Below are 18,275 nucleotides of genomic sequence, written 5' to 3'. Positions count from 1 at the left end.
CGGTTCATAAGCATGCCCTACAAGAGACGTAGCCAAACATCCTCATCGAATATTACTTCATCATGACCCGGTTGTTATAAAATAGTGTATCGTTGCTGAGCTAAACATTTTAGGCATGAAGTATTACCGCAGTATGTTCGCCGGCGCCCTGGTGCTGCTCGGAGCTAGCTTCCGCGTGAGCACGCCGGGGCAGGCCCAGGTAGCGCCCTATGATCTGGTCATCAACCACGCCAACGTGATAGACGTGGTAGCGGGCCGCGTGCGCCCCGATCAGGTGGTGGCTATCCGCGGCGACGTTATTCGGCTGGTGGAGAAGGCCAGCGCGAAAAAGTACGCGGCCACGCGCTACCTCGACGCTAAAGGCCAGTACCTGATACCTGGCCTTTGGGACATGCACGTGCACTTTCGAGGCGGCGATAGTTTGCGGCAAGCCAACCAGAACCTGCTGCCGCTGTACCTAGCCCACGGCATCACGACGGTGCGCGACGCGGGCGGCGACCTCACGCCCGCCATTTTCCGGTGGCGGCGCGCGATGCAGGCGGGCACGCTGGCCGGGCCGCGCATCTTCACCTCGGGTCCCAAGATCGACGGGATGCAGGCCTACTGGCCCGGTTCCTTAGAGGTCGAAACCCCCGCCCAGATTGCCAAGGCCCTCGATTCGTTGCAGGCGCTGAAGGTAGATTACGTCAAAATTTACGACAGTAAAATCTCGGGCGAGGCGTACCTGAACGTTATTGCCGCCGCCGAAAAGCGCGGAATGAAAACCACGGGCCACATGCCGTATTCCGTGAAGCTAGGCGACGCCGTAGCACGCGGCCTGGATGCCACCGAGCACCTGTACTACGTGTTCAAGGCATGCTCCGGCAAGGAAGACAGCCTGACGAACCTGGTCCGGAAAAGCCTGACGACGAGCAAGCCGCTGGGGCTGTTTGCCATGCTGCCCGCCGTGGAAGCCACCTACGACCCCGCCGCGGCAAACCGCATCTTCAAGCTGATGGCTGATCATAAGACGGCCGCCGTGCCGACCCTTTTCATTGGCAAGACGCTGGCCGAGCTACCCGACACCGACCACTCCCGCGACACGATGCTGGCGTACATCGACCCCAAAATTCAGGCTACGTACACGCGCCGCCTCAGCAGCGCCAAGGGCCAATCGGCGGAAGCCAACCAGTTTCGTAAGAAGTTAGAAACCCGCTTCATGAGCTTGGTACCGCGAATGCAGGCGGCAGGGGTAATGGTGCTAGCCGGCTCGGATAGTGGAGCGTTCAACTCGTTTACGTACCCGGGAGCTTCGCTCGTGGGCGAGCTGGAAATGCTCGTGCAAGCGGGCCTCACCCCGGCGCAGGCGTTGCGAGCCGCTACCATCAACGGGGCTAGGTTTATGGGCGTCGAAGGCACGGCGGGCACCATCGCAACTGGCAAAAATGCCGATCTGGTGCTGCTAGCGCAAAACCCGCTAACCGACATTCGCCACATCCGCACCCTCAACACGGTGGTGTCCCGCGGCAAGCCGTATTCGCGCCAGGACTTGGCGGCCATGCTGCAAGCCATCAAGCACAAATAATAACCGCCGGCAGAGCGCATCTCGTGTGCGATTGAGCTAGAACGTCGTGCTTGCTGAGCTGGCAACCTAGCTTGGCCTAGCTTCTTTGCGCGTAGAAGTCGCGCCGCAGCTGAATCAGCAGCGTCTCGGCGGCTTCGGCATTGGGGGCGTCGGGGAGCGTGGAGGTGGCAAAAGCCGCTTCCACTTGCGCAACTAGTGCTTCGGCTTTGCTCACCAATTCATCGTACTCAAACTCGCCGCGGCGGATCTGGAGCAGAAACTCCCGGTCGGGGCGGCGGACGTGAAGCTGACCGGTGGTGGCAATTTCCAGGGCGGTGTGCAGAAGCCGGAACACGTGCAGCATGTTTTTGGCGTCATAGTTTTTGCCGTGCTGTATGGTGTTCTGGTAGCGCTCGGCATTGCGCTTGGCTACCCAATCCCAGTACTCGCGGTAGGCGCGGCAGTAGGTGCTGTAGCCATTGCGGTTGAAGGACAGATAGGCTACGGGCGCTTCCCCCTTGGGCACGGCCGACAGCTGCACCTCCTGCGACGTATGAGGGTCGCGCACTAGCCCGCGGTATCCTAGCTCGCCCGTTGCCGATGGGTCCACAAACAACGCGTACAGGTCCGGCAGATGGGGCACGTTGGCCAGGCCGCACTGCGCGGCAATGTACCCTTGGCGCGCCAGCCACGTCGCCACCGGCTGCGCCCCGGCCCCGCTGGTGACGTAGCAGAAGTCCAACACCGATTTGCGGGCCGGCGGCTCGGGGTTGTTGATCTTTTTGTTCAAGCCCTTGGCCTTGCGAATTTGCGCTACGGCGTACTCGGCGAAGGTGTGGCGGCAGAGCTTGGAGAGAAATTGCTCGGGCCGCAGGCGCGCAAACAACGGATGACGGTAGCGCACGCAGTCGGCCGGCGACGCTAGGATTTCCAGGGCCGTGGGGTTGTTCTTGAGCAGCAGTTCCACGAAGCGTCGTAGCTCGTAGTACACCTCGTCGTTGGTGGCATTGGCTAGCTGCGGCGTGTAGCTCAGGCCGAAGAAAGCCGGCTCAGGCAGCACAAATACGCCCTTCAGATCGGTGTCGGAGTGGGGCAGCTCGGTGCCATAGGCGCGGCTGCCACTGATGGCTTCGAAGAGAAGAGTGGCGTGATCAATCATAGGGATAAAGGTAGCGCGAAGCGCTGGTTTCGCGCGTTAGCTGAGCGGTTGGTACCTAGGTTGTTTGCGCAGAAGCCCGCTCTTCGTACCTCGTCGAAGAACCAAGCTGAGGGTTCGTGGCCGCCCTTATCGTTCAACGAGAGGCAAGAGCCGGAGCTTCACGCTACTGCGCAAACGACGCCCGTAGCAGCTGCCGGAAGAGCGAGTCCAGGGCAGAATTCGAGCTGGCTTGGTGCGCAACGGGCAGCGTATCACGGGCCGCCAAGCTGGCTTCGTATTCTTGCCGCAGGAAGCCAACCAGCGCCTCCGGCCTAGGTATTGTGGTCTTCTCGTCGGCAGTAGCCTTGCGCGCTAGCAGCTCGTCAACTACGTAGTGAAGTTCTGGCGGCAGCTCTGCGCGCAGCGAGTCAAACTCCATCGGAGGTACTGTGTGGCGCGTTCGAATCCAGTGCGCAGCGAGTGCCGAGCGCAATGCGTAAAACAGCTTTTTGAGCCGCACCTGCTCCGCTAACAACTCCTCTTCCACGCCACGACGTACCAGCCCTAGGTAGTGGTGCAGCCCGGCCCGCGGGTTGAACGCCGCCGGTACCAGGGGCCGCAGGCAGGCCCGGAAATCCAGCGCTTCGTGGTACACGACGGGTGACTGAAGCCACTCCAGCAGCGCCGCATTCGAGTTGCGCAACAGTTTCAGGGCTTTGCGCAGCTCCCAGCCCCCTAGGTCGAGCTCGTTGTCGATAGGGAAATTGAGCGTGTCGGGTCCGTCATCGAGGGCTAGGTACCAGTCGGGCTGGTGCACGTAGATGAAGCGCACATCATAGTCGGAGTCGGGCGAGGGGAAGCCCCACGCCCGACTGCCCGATTCGCAGGTGTACAGAATGCGGATGGGGTGGGTTGCTTCGAGCTGGGTAAGCGCGGCTTGGATGCGGGCGAGCATAAGAGGCAAGAAAGGAGTGTCGCAAAGAAAAGCGCTCTGGGCAGAAGCTAGGCACTACTTTTAGCTTAATTTGTCAGCCCCGACCGACCTACTTCCCCTCAAAAGAATGTCCAAAGGACGCCTCGAAGCCTTCAGTGATGGAGTGTTAGCCATTATCATCACCATTATGGTGCTGGAAATCAAGGTGCCGCACGGTGCCGATTTCCCAGCTCTTAAGCCGCTGCTGCCCATCGTGCTCAGCTACATTCTGAGCTTCATCTACGTGGGCATCTACTGGAATAATCATCACATGATGCTCACGTCCATCGACCGGATCAGCGGCGGTATTCTATGGGCCAACTTGCACCTGTTGTTCTGGCTTTCCCTCACGCCCTTCGCCACCGGCTGGATGGGGGAGAATCATTTTGCTCCCGCTACGCTAGCCGTGTATGGGTTTGTGCTGCTAATGTGCGCGATAGCCTACTGGGTTTTGCAACGAGTTACCATCAACGCCAATGGGCCCGACTGCGTGCTAGCCTACGCCGTGGGGCGCGACGTGAAAGGAAAGATTTCACCGGTGCTCTACAGCCTAGGCATGGCGGCAAGCTTCTGGAATCCGTGGGTTGCGGGCGCCTTTTACGTGGGCGTTGCCTTGATGTGGTTGGTGCCGGATCGGCGCATTGAACGTTCGCTAAGGATGTCAAAGTAAGCGCTTGGAAGTTGGATGAGTAAGAACGTGTTAACGCAGCTGTTTCGAATCAGAAACTACCCCTGGCTCTACCATACGACGCGCGGAATTCATCTGGCAGGTAGCTAGCTCCCTCGCTATAGGATGGGTCACACTAAATAGCGTCAAAGCCAGTTCAACTATTCCACTTAAACTAGCTATACAAAAAAACTTATGAGTAGTCAGGTGTTCCTGAATGTATTTAAGCGTAACTGGCATTTCTTGGTACTCCTTTTTGTGCTTTTAGATAGTAGCTATTCTTACTGGCAGCACTTGCACGTAGCACTGGACGGTGACCTAGCAGCTCTAGTTCTGCCGGCTCCCTGGTATCAGCAGGTGCTACGGGACCCTTTGGGGTTGCATGTGCTGCTCCGACATGAAGTGTATGCTGCGCCTAATCGGTTCTTTGCGCATTTGCTGCTGTCGAGCTATTTCAAGAACGTACCCTTACTGCTACAACGTTGGTTTAGTCCCATTGATAGCGTCTATCAAGCGTGTGCTTGGCTGAAAATAGTTGTTCAGGTCTTGCTTGTTTACCTGCTAGGTGTCTACATCAGTGGCCATAAGAATGTGCTGAACAAGTCCTTCTTGGCCGCTGTGATATTGATTGTGCCCATTTTTCAGACAGCAGGTTTCAATAACCAGATGGGCGTTATTGATAAATCCGTCACCTATACTGTGTTTTACGCAGTACCACTTGGGTTGCTACTAGCCTTCTTTTTGCCGTTTTACCGGGCTGCTTTCAACAAAACGCCTCTCACCATTTCTGCTGTTGGGTTGGGCTTGCTGCTACTACTGGCAGTGGTACTATCCCTAAATGGTCCGTTGGTACCCGGCGTAGTAGTACTGATCTGCCCATGGGCGCTGTGGATGGTGGGGCGTCGCAACGCGGTGGCAAATTCGAACGTGCCCTTGTACGCCAAAATACGTGGCGCAATAAGCAGTATCCCTTGGGCTATGTTGCTGTGTTTCGGACTGATTAGCGCGTTTTGTCTATACTCGCTTTACCTAGGACAGAGCAATGCCGAAAACCTGACCGGTGGCACTATATCCTTGTTGGAGCGATATAGTCGGCTACCCCTAGGTATCTACGAGCAACTGCGCATAAAGCTAGGTTTGCCTCTGTTGCTGCTAATTGTTTGGTTGAATGTCTACCTCATTAAGCGGCAGCCAACTACCCCCGAAGGGCAAAGGCTGCTTACTGTTGCCAAATGGCTGGGATGGTTTGCGCTGGCGTACATCCTGCTACTCCCACTTGGTGGTTACCGTCCGTACCGGTATTACATCCTGCGGCGAGATGTTATCATTCCCATTGTGCTAGGCTTGATCTATTTCTACGGGATATCAACCTATTACTTGATGACTCATCTGTCAGGAGTGTACCGCTCACGTTACCAGATTGGTGTCGTCGCCTACTTGGTAGTTTTTATGATTGCAGATAAGCCTATTGTAAGTGATAATAATGCTTGTGAAAAAGAGATGTTGAGCAAATTGGCGCAGGCACCAGAAAGGATTGTTCGCATGCCCGACAACTGCACTATCATGTCGTGGTCAATTATAACGAACCAGGCTGATTCGGAAGTGAATTCGGACTTGCTCTATTTCTGGCACGTCACGAAGGAAAAAAAGCTGTACTACCAGCAGCCCAATACTTGGTAATTAAGCTTCTGGCGTGTATCATGCCTTTTGCCGTTCGACTCTTTTCTGTTTTCACGCACCTAGCTTTGGTGTGCCTACCGTGCTTATTGCTGCTGGGCATTACCGGCGCAGCAGCGAGGCAACAGAAAGCTAGCTTTCTGCATAATAAAAAACGCCTCCTGCGCACGGCAGGAGGCGTTTTTGTTATGAGTGGAGCTAGGGTACTCTAGCGAACAACGGCCGTGTCGCCGGTTTCGGGAGCCATATCGGCGGCTGCGCTGTCAGTGGCGCTTTCTACAGCGTCGCCAGCTTTCTCAGTAGCGTTGGCAGCATCCGTAGCAGCACTTTCAGCGGTATTTTCAGCGTTTTCTTGCGTCTTCTCGGAGCAAGAAGTCAGGGCCAAAGGAGCGAAAGCAGCAAGAATCACGAGCGATTTGAAAGAGAATTTCATACTAGGTAATTGATTATTGGTGAATGGTTTTGCCTTCTATACACCAGGCGAGAAAAGGTAACCCGCTCGGCGCTATTTAACTGCCAGGGCGCTGGCAACCGTATAACGCTAGCAACACCCTAACTGGGCGTGTGCCTGCGCGTTGCTACTGCCCCGCCAGCAGCGACACGTGCCGGTGCCCCCGTGCGTTTATATGGCTGATTACTTGATAAGTAAGTGGAGCGCCAGTAGCTGGCTCCTGGCAGGAGCATTGCTGCTACCAGCCTGCTCCGATTTTCCCAAAGACCCCGAGAAAACCCTGAAAAGAGTGGAGAACGGCACGCTGGTGGTAGGGTACTCTGAGAATCCACCGTGGGTTGTTCAGGGGAATCCGGAACCGACCGGTATCGAGCCGGCGCTGGTAAAAGCCTTTGCTCAAACCCTGCACGCCCGCGTGCGGTGGCGCAAGGGCACCGAACAAACGCTGTTTGAAGACTTGGAAAAGCGGAAGATCGATCTGCTGATAGCGGGCCTGACCGATGAAAGTCCGTGGAAGAATGAAAAGGCAGGTTTCACCCGCTCGTTTGTGGAACACCGGAAAAAGAAACACGTCATGGCGGCTATCCAAGGCGAAAACGCCTTCGTCATGCGCCTGGAAGAGTTTCTGTACCAGCGGGAAGCCGCTATAGCCCAGCGCACGCAGCCATGAAAAAGCTAGCCCGGTTTGAGTTCCCGCCCGAGTTGGTGCCGGATTTTAAGAAAGCCAAGCGCCTGGAGTGGATTAGCATTGCCTACTTCATCTCGTCGGTCCTGGTGATTTTTCTGACCATGGGCAACTCGCAGACGATGAAAACGGCTTGGTACGACGACGTGCTGAGCCTCACGCCGCCCATTGCCTTTCAGGTGGCGTCGCGGGTGTTCATGAAGACGCCGAACAAGGATTTTCCCTACGGCTACCACCGCGTGGTAAACATTGCCTATTTGTGCAGCGCAGTGGCGTTGTTTGCCCTCGGCGCCTTCCTGGTGATTGACTCTACGATATCACTCGTAAAAACGGAGCACCCTACCATTGGCATCGTCGTCATTGGCGGGCACCCGATTTGGCTTGGGTATCTGATGATTGCGGCCCTAATGTGGAGCACTATTCCCTCGGTGATCCTAGGTCGGAAAAAGCTGCCGCTGGCTCAGCACCTGCACGAGAAGAACCTGTACACCGATGCCGACATGAACAAAGCCGATTGGATGTCGGGCTTCGCTGCGATGCTAGGCATTGTGGGCATTGGGCTGGGCTGGTGGTGGGCCGATTCCGCGGCGGCGCTGCTCATCTCCGTGGATATCGTGCACGATGGCTTCACCAACCTGAAGCAGGCCGTGTTTGATTTGATGGATCAGACCCCGAAAACAGTATCCGGGCAGCAGTCTGATCCGCTGCTGGACCAGGTGCGCGACGTGCTGGCGAGCCAATCCTGGATCAAGGATTTTTCCTTTCGCATGCGCGAAAACGGGCATATCTACCTAGGGGAAGGCTTTGTGGTGCCCGTCCAGGAAGAAAACCTGACCCAGCATATTGCCAATACCGCCCAAACTATTGAGCAGCTAAACTGGCGCATCCAAGAGTTTGTCATTACCCCCGTGCCGGAGTTGCCGGATGACGAAAGTGCCTAGCATGGTGCGGCGATAGTTCAAGGCGAGACAGGTACCTAGCTAGACATCGGGTGCATACAAGCTAGCTGGTATTGGCTGTGTTAAATATCTAATGAGCAACTATTTAGATTTAGCAAGCTAGGTGCTCAAGCCGTTGCTAGTACCTACTTTAAACAGCCAAACTGTGCAGAGCCGATAAAAACGCTGTAGTATTGGAGAACAACTTCTTCTCCATTTGTCGGTCCGAAAGGGATACGACACGGCGATTTTTCTATGATTCTTTCTACGCGTTTTTCGCTCGCCCTAGGGCGAGTGGTTCCCGTTGGGTTGCTCGGCCTAGCATTGGTCGGTTGCCAAAGCCAATCTTCCTCCAAAGCGGCTTCCACGTCAGCTACTACGACCGAAGCTACGGCCACAGCGCCGACTGCCACTGCTGCCTCTACCATCACCGCCGCGACCATCAGCCGGTATTTGCAGGCTGTTTCGTCGGATGAGATGCAAGGCCGTAAGCCATTCACGGTGGGTGAGGAGCGCGCCACCAAGTACCTAGCCGATCAGTTTCAAAAGCTAGGTTTGAAGCCTGGCCCCGACGGCAGTTACTTCCAGCCGGTGCCCATGGTCGAAATCACGGGCACGCCCTCGGCCACGATGCAGATCAGGGGCAACGGCCAGAACCTAGCTTTCCAGTACAAAACCGACTTCGTGGCTTTCACCCAGCGCGAGCAGCCGCAGGTGGCCGTCACCAATTCGCCCTTGGTGTTTGCCGGCTACGGCGTAGTAGCGCCCGAGTACAAGTGGGACGACTACGCCGGCCTCGACGTGAAGGGCAAAACCGTGGTGGTGCTGGTGAATGACCCCGGCAACGCCGGCAACGACACTACGTTCTTCAAGGGCAAGGCCATGACTTACTATGGCCGCTGGACCTACAAATACGAGGAAGCCGCCCGCCACGGGGCCGCCGGTCTGCTCATCGTGCACGATACCAAGCCCGCCGCTTACCCCTGGTCGGTGGTGCTGAGCGGGGCCATCAGCCCGAAGCTGCGCGCCCAACTACCCGACAAAGGGGCCAGCAAGTGCGCCCTAGAAGGCTGGCTGACGCTGGACGCGGCCAAGAAGCTGTTTCAGGCCGCTGGCCAAAACTACGACCAGCTTTACGCCGCGGCTAATAAGCCCGGCTTCAAAGCTAGGCCGCTCGGCGACCTCACGCTGACGGCGAGCATTCAGAACAAGCTCCGCCGCCAAACCTCGAAAAACGTGCTGGCCGTGCTGCCCGGCACCACGCGCGCTAACGAGTACATCATCTACTCGGCCCACTGGGACCACTTTGGCGTGGGCAAAACCATTGCCGGCGACTCCATCTACAACGGCGCCGTGGACGATGGCACCGGCCTAGCCGCCCTGCTCAGCATCGCCGAAGCCTTCCAGAAAGCTAAAGAGAAACCCGCCCGCAGCCTCGTGTTCCTGGCCGTGACGGGCGAGGAGCAGGGCCTGCTCGGCTCGGCCTACTACGCTCAGCATCCGCCATTTCCGCTGAATAAGACCGTGGCCGACTTGAACATGGACATGCTCTGGCCCTACGGCGAGATGAAAGACCTCACGGTTATCGGCTACGGCCAGTCGGAACTGGAGGAGTACGCCCGCGCCGCCGCTAAGGAGCAAGACCGCTACGTGCTGCCCGACCAAACGCCCGAAACCGGCATGTTCTACCGCTCCGACCACTTTAGCTTCGCCCACGTGGGCGTGCCCTCGCTCTACGCCAGCGGTGGCTACGAAAGCCGCACCCGCGGCAAAGAGTACATTGCCCAGCAGCGCCAGCAGTTCACCAGCGAGCATTACCACAAGCCCTCCGACCAGCTAGACCCCAGCTGGGACCTAGCTGGCATCGCCCAAGATGCGCAGCTGTACTACCGCGTGGGCCAGCGCCTAGCGGGCGAAACGACGTTTCCGCAGTGGAAAGCGGGTTCGGAGTTTAAGGAAGCGCGGGACAAGAGTTTGGTGGGGCATTAAGAGCTCACATTATGATAGCCTTGTGTCCGAATCAATAAGTCAGTTTTACCTCTAGCTACTTTCGAGAAACGGTAAAACAAGCTACACCATAGCATCAGGATTAAGCGAGATAAAATATGATCGATTTTACAAGCATTAGTTGTATTATATATAAATTCAGGTAAGTACATGACAAAAACAGAATTAGTAGAAAAACTAAAGGAGCAAGATCTTATTCAACATTGGGAAAGTATCAAGGCGGTAAGTCGTCCTTGTGTACGACTACAGCTTGTTTCCGAAGCTGAGGAAGATATTCCGCTGGGTTGTTCTAAAATAGGGGGTAAGCCTGATCTTCCTGCGCCCTATTCTTGGCAGAATGAACAAGCCAATTTAAACCAACAAGGCGCGCCATTATCATTTGTTGCCCAGATAAACCTAGCTGAGATCTCCACCTATGATGAACAAGCTTTGCTCCCTAAACAGGGTATGTTGTATTTTTTCTTCTCGGCAGATCAGGAGGCGTGGGGATACGATAGCAAGAGCAAAGGCAAGTTCAATGTCATGTATTACGATGGAGAAATAAGTGGCTTGAGACGTTTAGAATTTCCGAAAGAGCTAGAGAATTATGCCCGCTTTGACCCTTGCATAGCAGTGCCGCAACAGGAAATTAGTCTGCCTTCTTGGGAAACTAACTTGCTGGAATTCATGACAGAGGCAGAACAGGATGTATTTTTTGAGATAGAGGAAGAAGACTCTATTAATAAGATGCTAGGCTATGCTGATCCAGTACAAAATGACATGGAGCTGGAATGTGAGCTAGTCACCAACGGGATATACTATGGTGACCCAGCAGGCTATGATGCTGCTAGGGCTGCAGAACTTGAACCTAATGCAGTCGATTGGCGCCTCTTGCTACAAGTTGATAGTAACGAGGAATGCAGTATGATGTGGGGGGATGTGGGGCGGATATATTTCTGGATCAAAGAACAAGATCTATTAGCCAAGAACTTTGATAAGTGTTGGGTCATCCTGCAATGCTGCTAAAAACAGGGCTAAGTGGAATACGCTTAGCCCTGTTTTTAGTGTACTGTTTTACTACCTATCAAGACAACCCTCCGCCCAGAACCAGCATCTGTGCGGCATGAAGAAACTTGGATTACTCGTGCTTTTTCTCGTCGCTTCGCACGCGGCCAACTGCCAAGCTGTTGCTACTTCGCTACCCGATTCTGTTAAGACATTCCTCGATAAAAGCTTGACGCTACTGGAGACGTATTCGCTGGAACGCGCCTCCGTCGACTGGCCCCAGCTGCGCCAGACGGTGTATCAGAAAGCGCAGGGCGCTCAGTCGGTGCGCGACTTGTTGCCGATCTATTCGTATGTGTTTGAGCAGCTGAAAGATGACCACGGCTGGCTTACCTACCAGGGCAAAACGTACAAATGGCGTAACCCGGCGCGCCCTGTTTACCCCAATGCCGTCGTGAAGGCAGCGCTGGCAAAGAAGCCTAGCCTGCAAGTGAAGATGCTGCCGGGTGCTATTGGCTACATTCAACTGCCCGGCATCAACGCTGGTGGTAGCCTCCAACAGATGCGCGACGCGGCCAAGGTGGTGCAAGACTCGCTCTGCCGCATTAACCCAGACAAGGCCCGCGCTTGGGTTATCGACCTGCGCCTCAACGACGGTGGGGCCATGGCGCCCATGCTAGCTGGCCTTGCGCCCTTGCTCGGCGATGGATACCTAGGTGGCTTCGTCGATAAAGATGGCAAGCCCGACCAGCAATGGTATCTGCGCCAGGGTAATTTTTACCTGGACACGCTGCAAGTGACGACCTTGCAAAACCGCTGTCCTGTTCGGAAGACCAACAAACCCATTGCCGTGCTGCTCAGCGGCCTAACGGCTAGCTCCGGCGAAATCGTGGCTATTAGCCTCAAAGGTCGGCCCAGTACGCGCTTCTTTGGTGAGCCCACGTACGGTGCCACCACCGCCAACGAGAGCTACCGCATCAGCGGTACCGCTTACCTCACCATTGCCGGCACGCAGGAAACCGACCGCAACCGGGTCGTGTACCGTTCCAACGTTGCCCCCGACGTGCTTATCACCGGCGGCGACAACTTCAGCGACCTAGGGAAGGATGCCAAAGTAGCCGCCGCTTTAAAGTGGCTAAAGAAAGCAAAGTGACTACAGCTAGGCATGGTAAGCAACTAGCTGGAGCTGTGGGTGCTAGCGTACTTCGGCGAGCGTTCGAAGCTCCGCCAGTGGAAATAACACCTCTTTACTTCTTCACCTAGGTGGCTGGCTTGGCAAAATCAAACGTAGCCTGGGCGTCGTACGTGTCGCTAGATTGCGCATAAGCGCAGCAATAGCTAGGGATAAGGCGGCTGGGAAATGACCAGCTTTTTAGTAATCTTACTTGCTTGTGAAACATTAGCAACTTAAGGTTACCGAAGGGCCGTATGATACTTTATCGGATTAGTGTATGTGCTTTCATATTAAGCTGTATGGCGGTGGCGCCTGCCGCAGCCCAATCGCAGTCCATCACGGAGGAGCTAGGCCGGCTTTATGGGAGCGGGCAGCTAGACGCGGCAATTTCCCTGGGCGATAAGGAGCTCCGTGCTCACGGCGAGCAGAACGGAATCAGCATGTTTGTGGGGCGAGCGTACGCCGACAAACAACAGTTTCAGACGGCCATTCCTTACCTGAGCAAGAGCCTAGCTTCCGCGAGCAGCTCGGCCGATGTGAAGGCTTGGAGTGAAGCCTACCTAGGTACCTGCTACTACGCCTTGCAGGAGTACCCAAAAGCCAAGCAGGCCTTCGAGCAAGTGGTTGCCGCGGCGGCCACCAAAAATGTGACGGCTTATGCGACCAAACGGCTAGGCATGCTGCGCGCCCAGGAAATGGCGGCCGACTGGAAGCTAATCGAGACGGCACACTTTCGCTTTCATGTGCAAGCGCCCGAAAACCTAGGGGTTGCGCCCGAAGCGTATGCAGCGGCGCATGAGCAGGCTTTTGAGACGGAGAATCGCTTTTTTCGGGCGACGCTGCCACGTAAAATAGAGTATTATGTGTGGGATGAGCGCGCCGCCGCCATTCAGGTTTTAAGCCAAAACCTAGGCTTCACCGTGCCAGAGTTGCTTACTACGCATGCCGTAAAGAACCAGACCAAAGGCCACGAAACCGCCCACATGCTCGTGGCGTACGGCCTGCGCCCTAGCCCGCAAAGCCGCCTCATCAACGAAGGCATTGCCGTGTGCTTCGACCAAACCAGCCGCAACCGCTTGCAGGAAGCTCGTCAAGCGACTGGCGGCACCGTCGACATCTGGAAGATGTGGGAGCAGCCCCAGAGTTACTCCGATGAGCAGCTTTACCCCGTTGGCGGCGCGCTGCTGGAATACCTGCTGGCCCACAGCTCCGAAGCCGACGTAAAGCAACTGCTTCGGGAGCAAACCCCGCAACTCGGACGCAAGCTGTTCAGCAAGCAAATTGCGGAATTTGAAAAGGAGCTAGCGAAGCCCGACCCGGCGCTGGCTAAGGCGGCCTCCTTGCCGAACACCACGCTGGCTACCCCTGTAAAGCTCACCGCGGCAGCCGTAAATGCGGCGGTGGAGCGCAACAACACGGCTGATAAGTTCTACAAGGTCTTGATCTTGGTAAACGGTGTGCCCGTGACAGGAACGCAGCTACAGCAGATCAACCCGCAGAAAATTCGCGACGTGAAAGTGCTGAAGACCAAAGAAGAACTGCAAGCCTATACGGAAGTGGAGCTGAACGGTATTGTGCTGGTGCAGGTGGAAAGCTAAGCGCTGTGCATGAGGCTCTGGTAGAAAGAGCATGCAGGACTATATAAACGGTGCTGCCTGCCTGGCGCTACGAAATGAAGCGCCGGACAGGCAGCAAATCAGAAAGAGGGGGCGTTGTAGGGCTACAGTTGGCTGACCAGCTCGCGCCACGCTTCTTGCTCGGGAATGCCGGGCTTCCGCTTGCCGAAGAACAACAGTAAGTTGCGGCCTTGCACGTCGTATAATTCAATAGAGTGCACCAGCCCTTCAGTCGTTGGTTTTTTCACCAGCCACGTTTCGGCTATGTCTTCCAACTTCAGGTGCAGGTTGAAGTCGGGGTCGAGCACGTTGAACCAGGGGCCGGTGGCTACTAAGCGCCTCACCGGGCCGGTGTGAATCTGGATGCAGCCACGGCTGGCGACGAACAGCATAATATTCAGCTCCGAAGCCGCCGCCGCTTCCAACCCGCGCACGATGGCATCGTTGTCGAGGCGCTGCACCAGCTCGGGCGGACCTAGGCGCAGGGCCTGGGTGCGGCTCACCCCAAACTGGCGGAGTAACCCGAAAAAGTCGTGGGTGTCCTGCAAGGCCCGCCAGCCTTCGCGAAAACCGGCTACGTCGATGTCGGCGTCGGGCGTTTCGGGGGCGGAGGTTGGGGTGGGCTGCATAGCTAAGTCGCCGGATTGCTCGGCGGCGCGGTAGCGGCTCACTAGCGCGTCGTGGGCCGCGGCGTTGCTGTCTTCGGTGAGGTAGATTTTATGCACGGCTTCCCCATCGGCGGCGAAAAACTGCAAGCTGCGGCGGCCGTTTTCATCCACAGCAAAGCCGAACTGCCAGTGGCTCATAAACAGGCGCAAGTCAATGTCGTCGCCCAGCACCAGGCCCATGGCGCCTTTGATGGAGACTTTCTGGTAAGGTCCTTTCCGCTCGTGCACCACGCTGTCGTTGCGCGTGAGGGCCATTACCCGACCTAGGGTCGGCACTTCGGCGAGCAGCGCGGCAAAGTCGTCGGTGAGGCGCACCACGGGTGCGTCGGGCTGGCCGGTGCACTGGGTGGCGAGCAACTCGGCCTCGCTGCTGCCAAGCTGGCGGGCGGCGTCGCGGATGCGGGTTTTGGGGTTGTCGAGCTTAAACTGGGTCCAGCGCTCAGCGAGCGAGGTGGCGGTGGAGGGCAGATCGGTGATGGCCATAAGCAAAGGAAGAATGAGAAAGCGAAAGAAGGTACGAAGCCAGCGACTAGAACGCCGCTTAGCGCGGCACGGGCACGATGAGCGGAAAGCCCAGGCTAGGGTGGGCGAGTAGCTCCACCGAGATGTCAAACGCGTGCTGGATGTGGTCGGGCGTGAGCACCTGGGCGGGCGGACCATACGCTACCGTTTCGCCCTGGCGCAGCAGCAGGACTTGGTCGGCGTACTGGGCAGCTAGGTTGAGGTCGTGGAGCACGGCAATTACGCCGAAGCCACGCTTCACAAGGGCTTTGGCCACGGCCAGCGTGTGGTGCTGGTGGTTGAGGTCGAGGCCGGTGAGCGGTTCATCGAGTAGGAGAAAACCACCCTCAGCTTCCCACACTTGAGCCAGTACCCGAGCGAGCTGGGTCCGCTGCTGTTCGCCGCCCGAAAGCGTGGGGTAGCTCCGCTCAGCTAGGTCGCTCAGCCCCACGGTAGCCAGGGCCTGCTGCACCACAGCGTGGTCGTGGGCGCTAGGCTGCCCGCGAAAGTATGGGTAGCGCCCCATCAGCACCAGCTCGCGCACCTTGAACGCCAGCGACAGGGTGTGCTGCTGGGTGAGCACGGCGCGGTGGCGCGCTAGCTCGGCGGCGGGAATATTGGCTAGCAGCTGATTGTCAAACCACAACTCTCCCCAGCTCGGCGTAAGGTCGCCGCTGAGCAGGCGCAGCAGCGTGGATTTGCCGGCGCCATTGGCCCCCACCACGGCGAGCAGCTCACCCGGCCAGGCGGCAAACGACACATCCCGCAGCAACGACTTGCGGCCGACTTGGTAACTCAGGTGTTGGACGTTGAACATGGCTTTTAGTAGGGAGTACTTTGTATTGGGTAATGAGATAAGTGCTGCTGAGCTGGTCGAAGCAGCTTCGTTGCCCGGTGTAGAGACGCAACATGTTGCGTCTCAATCGTTGCTGATGTTGCGTACCTAGGCCGTTCTAGGAGGGTCGTTCAACGAGGAGACGCAACATGTTGCGTCTCTACATTTTCCTGGCGTCCGCAACGAAGCGGTAAAGATGCTTCGACCAGTTCAGCAGGACGCTCTAGAAATCTTAAACACACTCAGGCATTGATTTTTAGAAAGCTTGCCTACATCAGCCGTTGCCGTTTCTCGCGCAGCAGAATCCAAAGGAATACCGGCGTACCAAGCAAGGCCGTCAGGATACCAATAGGCAGCTCGGCCGGCGCGACAACGGTGCGCGCTAGAGTGTCGGCTAGGGTCAAAACCAACGCCCCACCTAGCGCGGCGCCGGGCAGTACCACGCGGTGGTCGGGGCCGGCCGCCAGGCGAACCAGGTGCGGCACCACTAAGCCCAGAAACCCAATGCTGCCCGCCACGGCCACCGATGTGCCCACGGCCAGCGTCGCCAGCACGATGAGCTGACGCTTCAGGCTCGTGACCGGCAAACCTAGGTGCGCGGCTTGATCTTCGCCCAAAGCCAATAAATTCAGTTGTTTACCTAGGCGCGGCAGCAGCAACAAGGGCAATGCAAGCAAGGGCAACACGCCTAGCACCGTAAGCCAACTGGCACCGCCTAGGCTACCCAAACCCCAAAACGTGATGCTGCGCAGCTGCTCGTCGGTGGCGGCGTAGGTGAGTAGGCCCGTTAGGGCGCCGGCGAGGGCGTTGACGGCGATACCGGCGAGCAGCATGGTGGCAACCACGGCCCGGCCCGCTTCCTTCGAGAGTTGATACACCAGTAGCGTCGTGCCGCAAGCCCCGGCGAAAGCGGCCACGGCGAGCGTGTAAAAACCTAGCCATTCGCGCAGCGCCGACAGTAGCGTCACCTCCAGCACAATCGTCGTGACGGCGGCCAGTGAGGCCCCGGCCGACACGCCAATCAGCCCCGGATCAGCCAACGGATTGCGAAACAGCCCCTGCATGGCCGCGCCCGCCAGCCCCAACGCCGCCCCGATGAGCACGCCCAAGCACACCCGCGGCAACCGAATGGCCCACAGCACCGCCTCTTGCTGCGGCTCGAAGGCTAGCCCGCTGCTCAAACCTAGCTTGTGGAGCAGAATGCCTACCACCGCCGGTACCGGAATGCGCACGGCGCCCGCGCCCGCGCTGACCAGCACGGCGACCACCAACAGCCCGACTAAAAGAGGCAGTAACAAGCGTCGGCCCAACTCCACCGGGGGCGGAGCGAGTGGGGCAGTGGTCGTGGGAGAAGGAAGCGCGGCGACAGCAGGCATGGAAAGAAGGAAGAGGGTGGAGCGATGGTGCGCGGACGTTGTCGTTCGCGCCTAGGAATAAATGCGGGTGCGGCGTGTCAAGCGCGGACGACAACGTCCACGCTTGCTAGCTTACTGACTCAGCTGGCGGGCCAGCTCGGAAGTGGCAAGGCCGAGGCGGGGCCCAAAGCCGGAGAGCAGTTGCCCGTCCATTTCCACCACGCGGCCGGTGCGGCCGGCAGTTGTTTGGGCAATGCCGGGCACTTTCAGCAGGCCCGCTTTGCCGCCTAGGCTTTCCAGGCCGCTGTCGAAGAGCAGCAGCACGTCGGGGTTGGCGGCAACCAGGGCTTCGGCCGTGAGCGGCTTGAAGTCGGTGAAACCCGTAGCGGCGTTCTGCCCACCAGCCAGGCCAATAACTTTTTCCAGCGGCGTGCCCTGGCCGGCCACCATCATGGTGCCGGTGCCGCGGGCATAAATGAAGAGGACCTTGGGGGTTTTGGCCGGTTTGTGGGCCTTGGCTAGGTCGGCATCGAGCTGCTTAATCAGCACGGGCACTTTCGCCGACGCCTGAAATGCCGCGGCGACCTGCTGAATCAGCTTTTTGGTGCCCGCCACTGAGTACTCCTGCGCAAACAGCTGCACCGTCACGCCCGCTGACTTCAGCTGGCTAGCCACCTCCGGCTTCAACGATTCGGTGGTGCCCACCACGATGGTTGGGGACAGGGCCAGTACGCCTTCGGCCGAAATGTTGCGGTTGTGGCCCACTTTGGGCAGCTTAGTCAGGGCAGCCGGGTAAGTGCTGGTCACGTCGACGCCCACCACGTGGCTTTGCAGCCCGAGCTGGCAGAGAATTTCGCTGATAGTGCCGTTGAGCGACACGATGCGCGTTGCGGGTGCGGCCATGCTGCGGAGCCCGGTGAGGAGCAAGAGCAGAAGCAGGCCGGCTTTGGGTAGAAAAAAAGAGCGCGTTTTCATACGAGGAAAAAAGAATGGTGACCGGTAGTGCCGGCAGCGGGTAATCGGCGGCGTAGGCTAGGTGTGTCGTAGCGCCGCAGAGTACCCG

General features: G+C 57.6%; 16 protein-coding genes. 9 read left to right on the top strand and 7 right to left on the bottom strand.

The window, feature by feature from the left end; genetic code table 11:
• Positions 1–115 precede the first annotated feature (115 nt).
• Positions 116–1,564 carry an amidohydrolase family protein gene (locus tag BXP70_RS08475; protein WP_086593596.1) on the top strand — a complete coding sequence of 483 codons (1,449 nt, stop codon included), beginning with the start codon at positions 116–118 and terminating at the stop codon, positions 1,562–1,564.
• Positions 1,565–1,640: 76 nt separating this feature from the next.
• On the opposite strand, the gene BXP70_RS08470 is transcribed toward BXP70_RS08475, so the two are convergent.
• The gene (locus BXP70_RS08470; RefSeq protein ID WP_086593595.1) at positions 1,641–2,702 is read right to left on the bottom strand and encodes a DNA polymerase beta superfamily protein; all 1,062 of its coding nucleotides are present in this window, start codon (positions 2,700–2,702) and stop codon (positions 1,641–1,643) included.
• Positions 2,703–2,865: 163 nt separating this feature from the next.
• Complete coding sequence (locus BXP70_RS08465) at positions 2,866–3,636, bottom strand: nucleotidyltransferase domain-containing protein (protein WP_086593594.1); 771 nt, start codon at positions 3,634–3,636, stop codon at positions 2,866–2,868.
• A gap of 106 nt (positions 3,637–3,742) precedes the next feature.
• Here BXP70_RS08465 and BXP70_RS08460 point away from each other — a divergent pair, with 106 nt between their 5' ends.
• On the top strand, positions 3,743–4,324 hold the full coding sequence (locus BXP70_RS08460) for a TMEM175 family protein (protein WP_086593593.1): 582 nt from the start codon (positions 3,743–3,745) through the stop codon (positions 4,322–4,324).
• A gap of 255 nt (positions 4,325–4,579) precedes the next feature.
• A complete protein-coding gene (locus tag BXP70_RS08455; protein WP_143436420.1) occupies positions 4,580–6,001 on the top strand; it encodes a hypothetical protein in 1,422 nt (473 codons plus the stop codon).
• Between the two features lie 205 nt (positions 6,002–6,206).
• On the opposite strand, the gene BXP70_RS08445 is transcribed toward BXP70_RS08455, so the two are convergent.
• Complete coding sequence (locus tag BXP70_RS08445; protein WP_086593590.1) at positions 6,207–6,431, bottom strand: hypothetical protein; 225 nt, start codon at positions 6,429–6,431, stop codon at positions 6,207–6,209.
• 193 nt (positions 6,432–6,624) lie between these two features.
• On the opposite strand from BXP70_RS08445, the gene BXP70_RS08440 reads away from it, so the two are divergent.
• From BXP70_RS08440 to BXP70_RS08415, 6 genes are all read left to right on the top strand, one after another.
• Entirely contained in the window at positions 6,625–7,119 is a 495-nt protein-coding gene (locus BXP70_RS08440) for a transporter substrate-binding domain-containing protein (RefSeq protein ID WP_086593589.1), read from the top strand.
• Positions 7,116–8,075, top strand: a complete 960-nt coding sequence (locus BXP70_RS08435) for a cation transporter (RefSeq protein WP_086593588.1) — start codon at positions 7,116–7,118, stop codon at positions 8,073–8,075. The genes BXP70_RS08440 and BXP70_RS08435 overlap by 4 nt, the downstream gene beginning before the upstream one ends.
• 252 nt (positions 8,076–8,327) lie before the next feature.
• Entirely contained in the window at positions 8,328–10,061 is a 1,734-nt protein-coding gene (locus tag BXP70_RS08430; RefSeq protein WP_086593587.1) for a M28 family metallopeptidase, read from the top strand.
• Positions 10,062–10,229: 168 nt separating this feature from the next.
• On the top strand, positions 10,230–11,084 hold the full coding sequence (locus tag BXP70_RS08425; protein ID WP_086593586.1) for a YwqG family protein: 855 nt from the start codon (positions 10,230–10,232) through the stop codon (positions 11,082–11,084).
• Positions 11,085–11,181: 97 nt separating this feature from the next.
• Positions 11,182–12,216: a S41 family peptidase gene (locus BXP70_RS08420; RefSeq protein WP_086593585.1), complete on the top strand. Its 1,035-nt coding sequence runs from the start codon at positions 11,182–11,184 to the stop codon at positions 12,214–12,216.
• Positions 12,217–12,536: 320 nt separating this feature from the next.
• Positions 12,537–13,835, top strand: a complete 1,299-nt coding sequence (locus tag BXP70_RS08415) for a tetratricopeptide repeat protein (protein WP_086593584.1) — start codon at positions 12,537–12,539, stop codon at positions 13,833–13,835.
• A 122-nt stretch (positions 13,836–13,957) separates the two neighbouring features.
• Here BXP70_RS08415 and BXP70_RS08410 read toward each other — a convergent pair whose 3' ends face one another.
• From BXP70_RS08410 to BXP70_RS08395, 4 genes are all read right to left on the bottom strand, one after another.
• Positions 13,958–15,004, bottom strand: a complete 1,047-nt coding sequence (locus tag BXP70_RS08410; RefSeq protein WP_086593583.1) for a hemin-degrading factor — start codon at positions 15,002–15,004, stop codon at positions 13,958–13,960.
• A 58-nt stretch (positions 15,005–15,062) separates the two neighbouring features.
• Entirely contained in the window at positions 15,063–15,839 is a 777-nt protein-coding gene (locus BXP70_RS08405) for a heme ABC transporter ATP-binding protein (protein WP_086593582.1), read from the bottom strand.
• Between the two features lie 287 nt (positions 15,840–16,126).
• Positions 16,127–17,233 carry a FecCD family ABC transporter permease gene (locus BXP70_RS08400; protein WP_086593581.1) on the bottom strand — a complete coding sequence of 369 codons (1,107 nt, stop codon included), beginning with the start codon at positions 17,231–17,233 and terminating at the stop codon, positions 16,127–16,129.
• 111 nt (positions 17,234–17,344) lie between these two features.
• Positions 17,345–18,187 carry a heme/hemin ABC transporter substrate-binding protein gene (locus BXP70_RS08395; protein ID WP_086593580.1) on the bottom strand — a complete coding sequence of 281 codons (843 nt, stop codon included), beginning with the start codon at positions 18,185–18,187 and terminating at the stop codon, positions 17,345–17,347.
• Between the last annotated feature and the right edge of the window lie 88 nt (positions 18,188–18,275).

The sequence above is a fragment of the Hymenobacter crusticola genome (assembly GCF_002154225.1).
In the GTDB taxonomy this organism is placed as follows: domain Bacteria; phylum Bacteroidota; class Bacteroidia; order Cytophagales; family Hymenobacteraceae; genus Hymenobacter; species Hymenobacter crusticola.
This window is presented reverse-complemented; position numbering and strand designations above follow the sequence as displayed.

What these genes read in the sequence shown, in the direction of transcription:
- BXP70_RS08475 (WP_086593596.1), top strand. Translation starts at nt 116, where the DNA reads ATGAAGTATTACCGCAGTATGTTCGCCGGCGCCCTGGTGCTGCTCGGA.
- BXP70_RS08470 (WP_086593595.1), bottom strand. Translation starts at nt 2,702, where the DNA reads ATGATTGATCACGCCACTCTTCTCTTCGAAGCCATCAGTGGCAGCCGC.
- BXP70_RS08465 (WP_086593594.1), bottom strand. Translation starts at nt 3,636, where the DNA reads ATGCTCGCCCGCATCCAAGCCGCGCTTACCCAGCTCGAAGCAACCCAC.
- BXP70_RS08460 (WP_086593593.1), top strand. Translation starts at nt 3,743, where the DNA reads ATGTCCAAAGGACGCCTCGAAGCCTTCAGTGATGGAGTGTTAGCCATT.
- BXP70_RS08445 (WP_086593590.1), bottom strand. Translation starts at nt 6,431, where the DNA reads ATGAAATTCTCTTTCAAATCGCTCGTGATTCTTGCTGCTTTCGCTCCT.
- BXP70_RS08440 (WP_086593589.1), top strand. Translation starts at nt 6,625, where the DNA reads ATGGCTGATTACTTGATAAGTAAGTGGAGCGCCAGTAGCTGGCTCCTG.
- BXP70_RS08435 (WP_086593588.1), top strand. Translation starts at nt 7,116, where the DNA reads ATGAAAAAGCTAGCCCGGTTTGAGTTCCCGCCCGAGTTGGTGCCGGAT.
- BXP70_RS08430 (WP_086593587.1), top strand. Translation starts at nt 8,328, where the DNA reads ATGATTCTTTCTACGCGTTTTTCGCTCGCCCTAGGGCGAGTGGTTCCC.
- BXP70_RS08425 (WP_086593586.1), top strand. Translation starts at nt 10,230, where the DNA reads ATGACAAAAACAGAATTAGTAGAAAAACTAAAGGAGCAAGATCTTATT.
- BXP70_RS08420 (WP_086593585.1), top strand. Translation starts at nt 11,182, where the DNA reads ATGAAGAAACTTGGATTACTCGTGCTTTTTCTCGTCGCTTCGCACGCG.
- BXP70_RS08415 (WP_086593584.1), top strand. Translation starts at nt 12,537, where the DNA reads ATGGCGGTGGCGCCTGCCGCAGCCCAATCGCAGTCCATCACGGAGGAG.
- BXP70_RS08410 (WP_086593583.1), bottom strand. Translation starts at nt 15,004, where the DNA reads ATGGCCATCACCGATCTGCCCTCCACCGCCACCTCGCTCGCTGAGCGC.
- BXP70_RS08405 (WP_086593582.1), bottom strand. Translation starts at nt 15,839, where the DNA reads ATGTTCAACGTCCAACACCTGAGTTACCAAGTCGGCCGCAAGTCGTTG.
- BXP70_RS08400 (WP_086593581.1), bottom strand. Translation starts at nt 17,233, where the DNA reads ATGCCTGCTGTCGCCGCGCTTCCTTCTCCCACGACCACTGCCCCACTC.
- BXP70_RS08395 (WP_086593580.1), bottom strand. Translation starts at nt 18,187, where the DNA reads ATGAAAACGCGCTCTTTTTTTCTACCCAAAGCCGGCCTGCTTCTGCTC.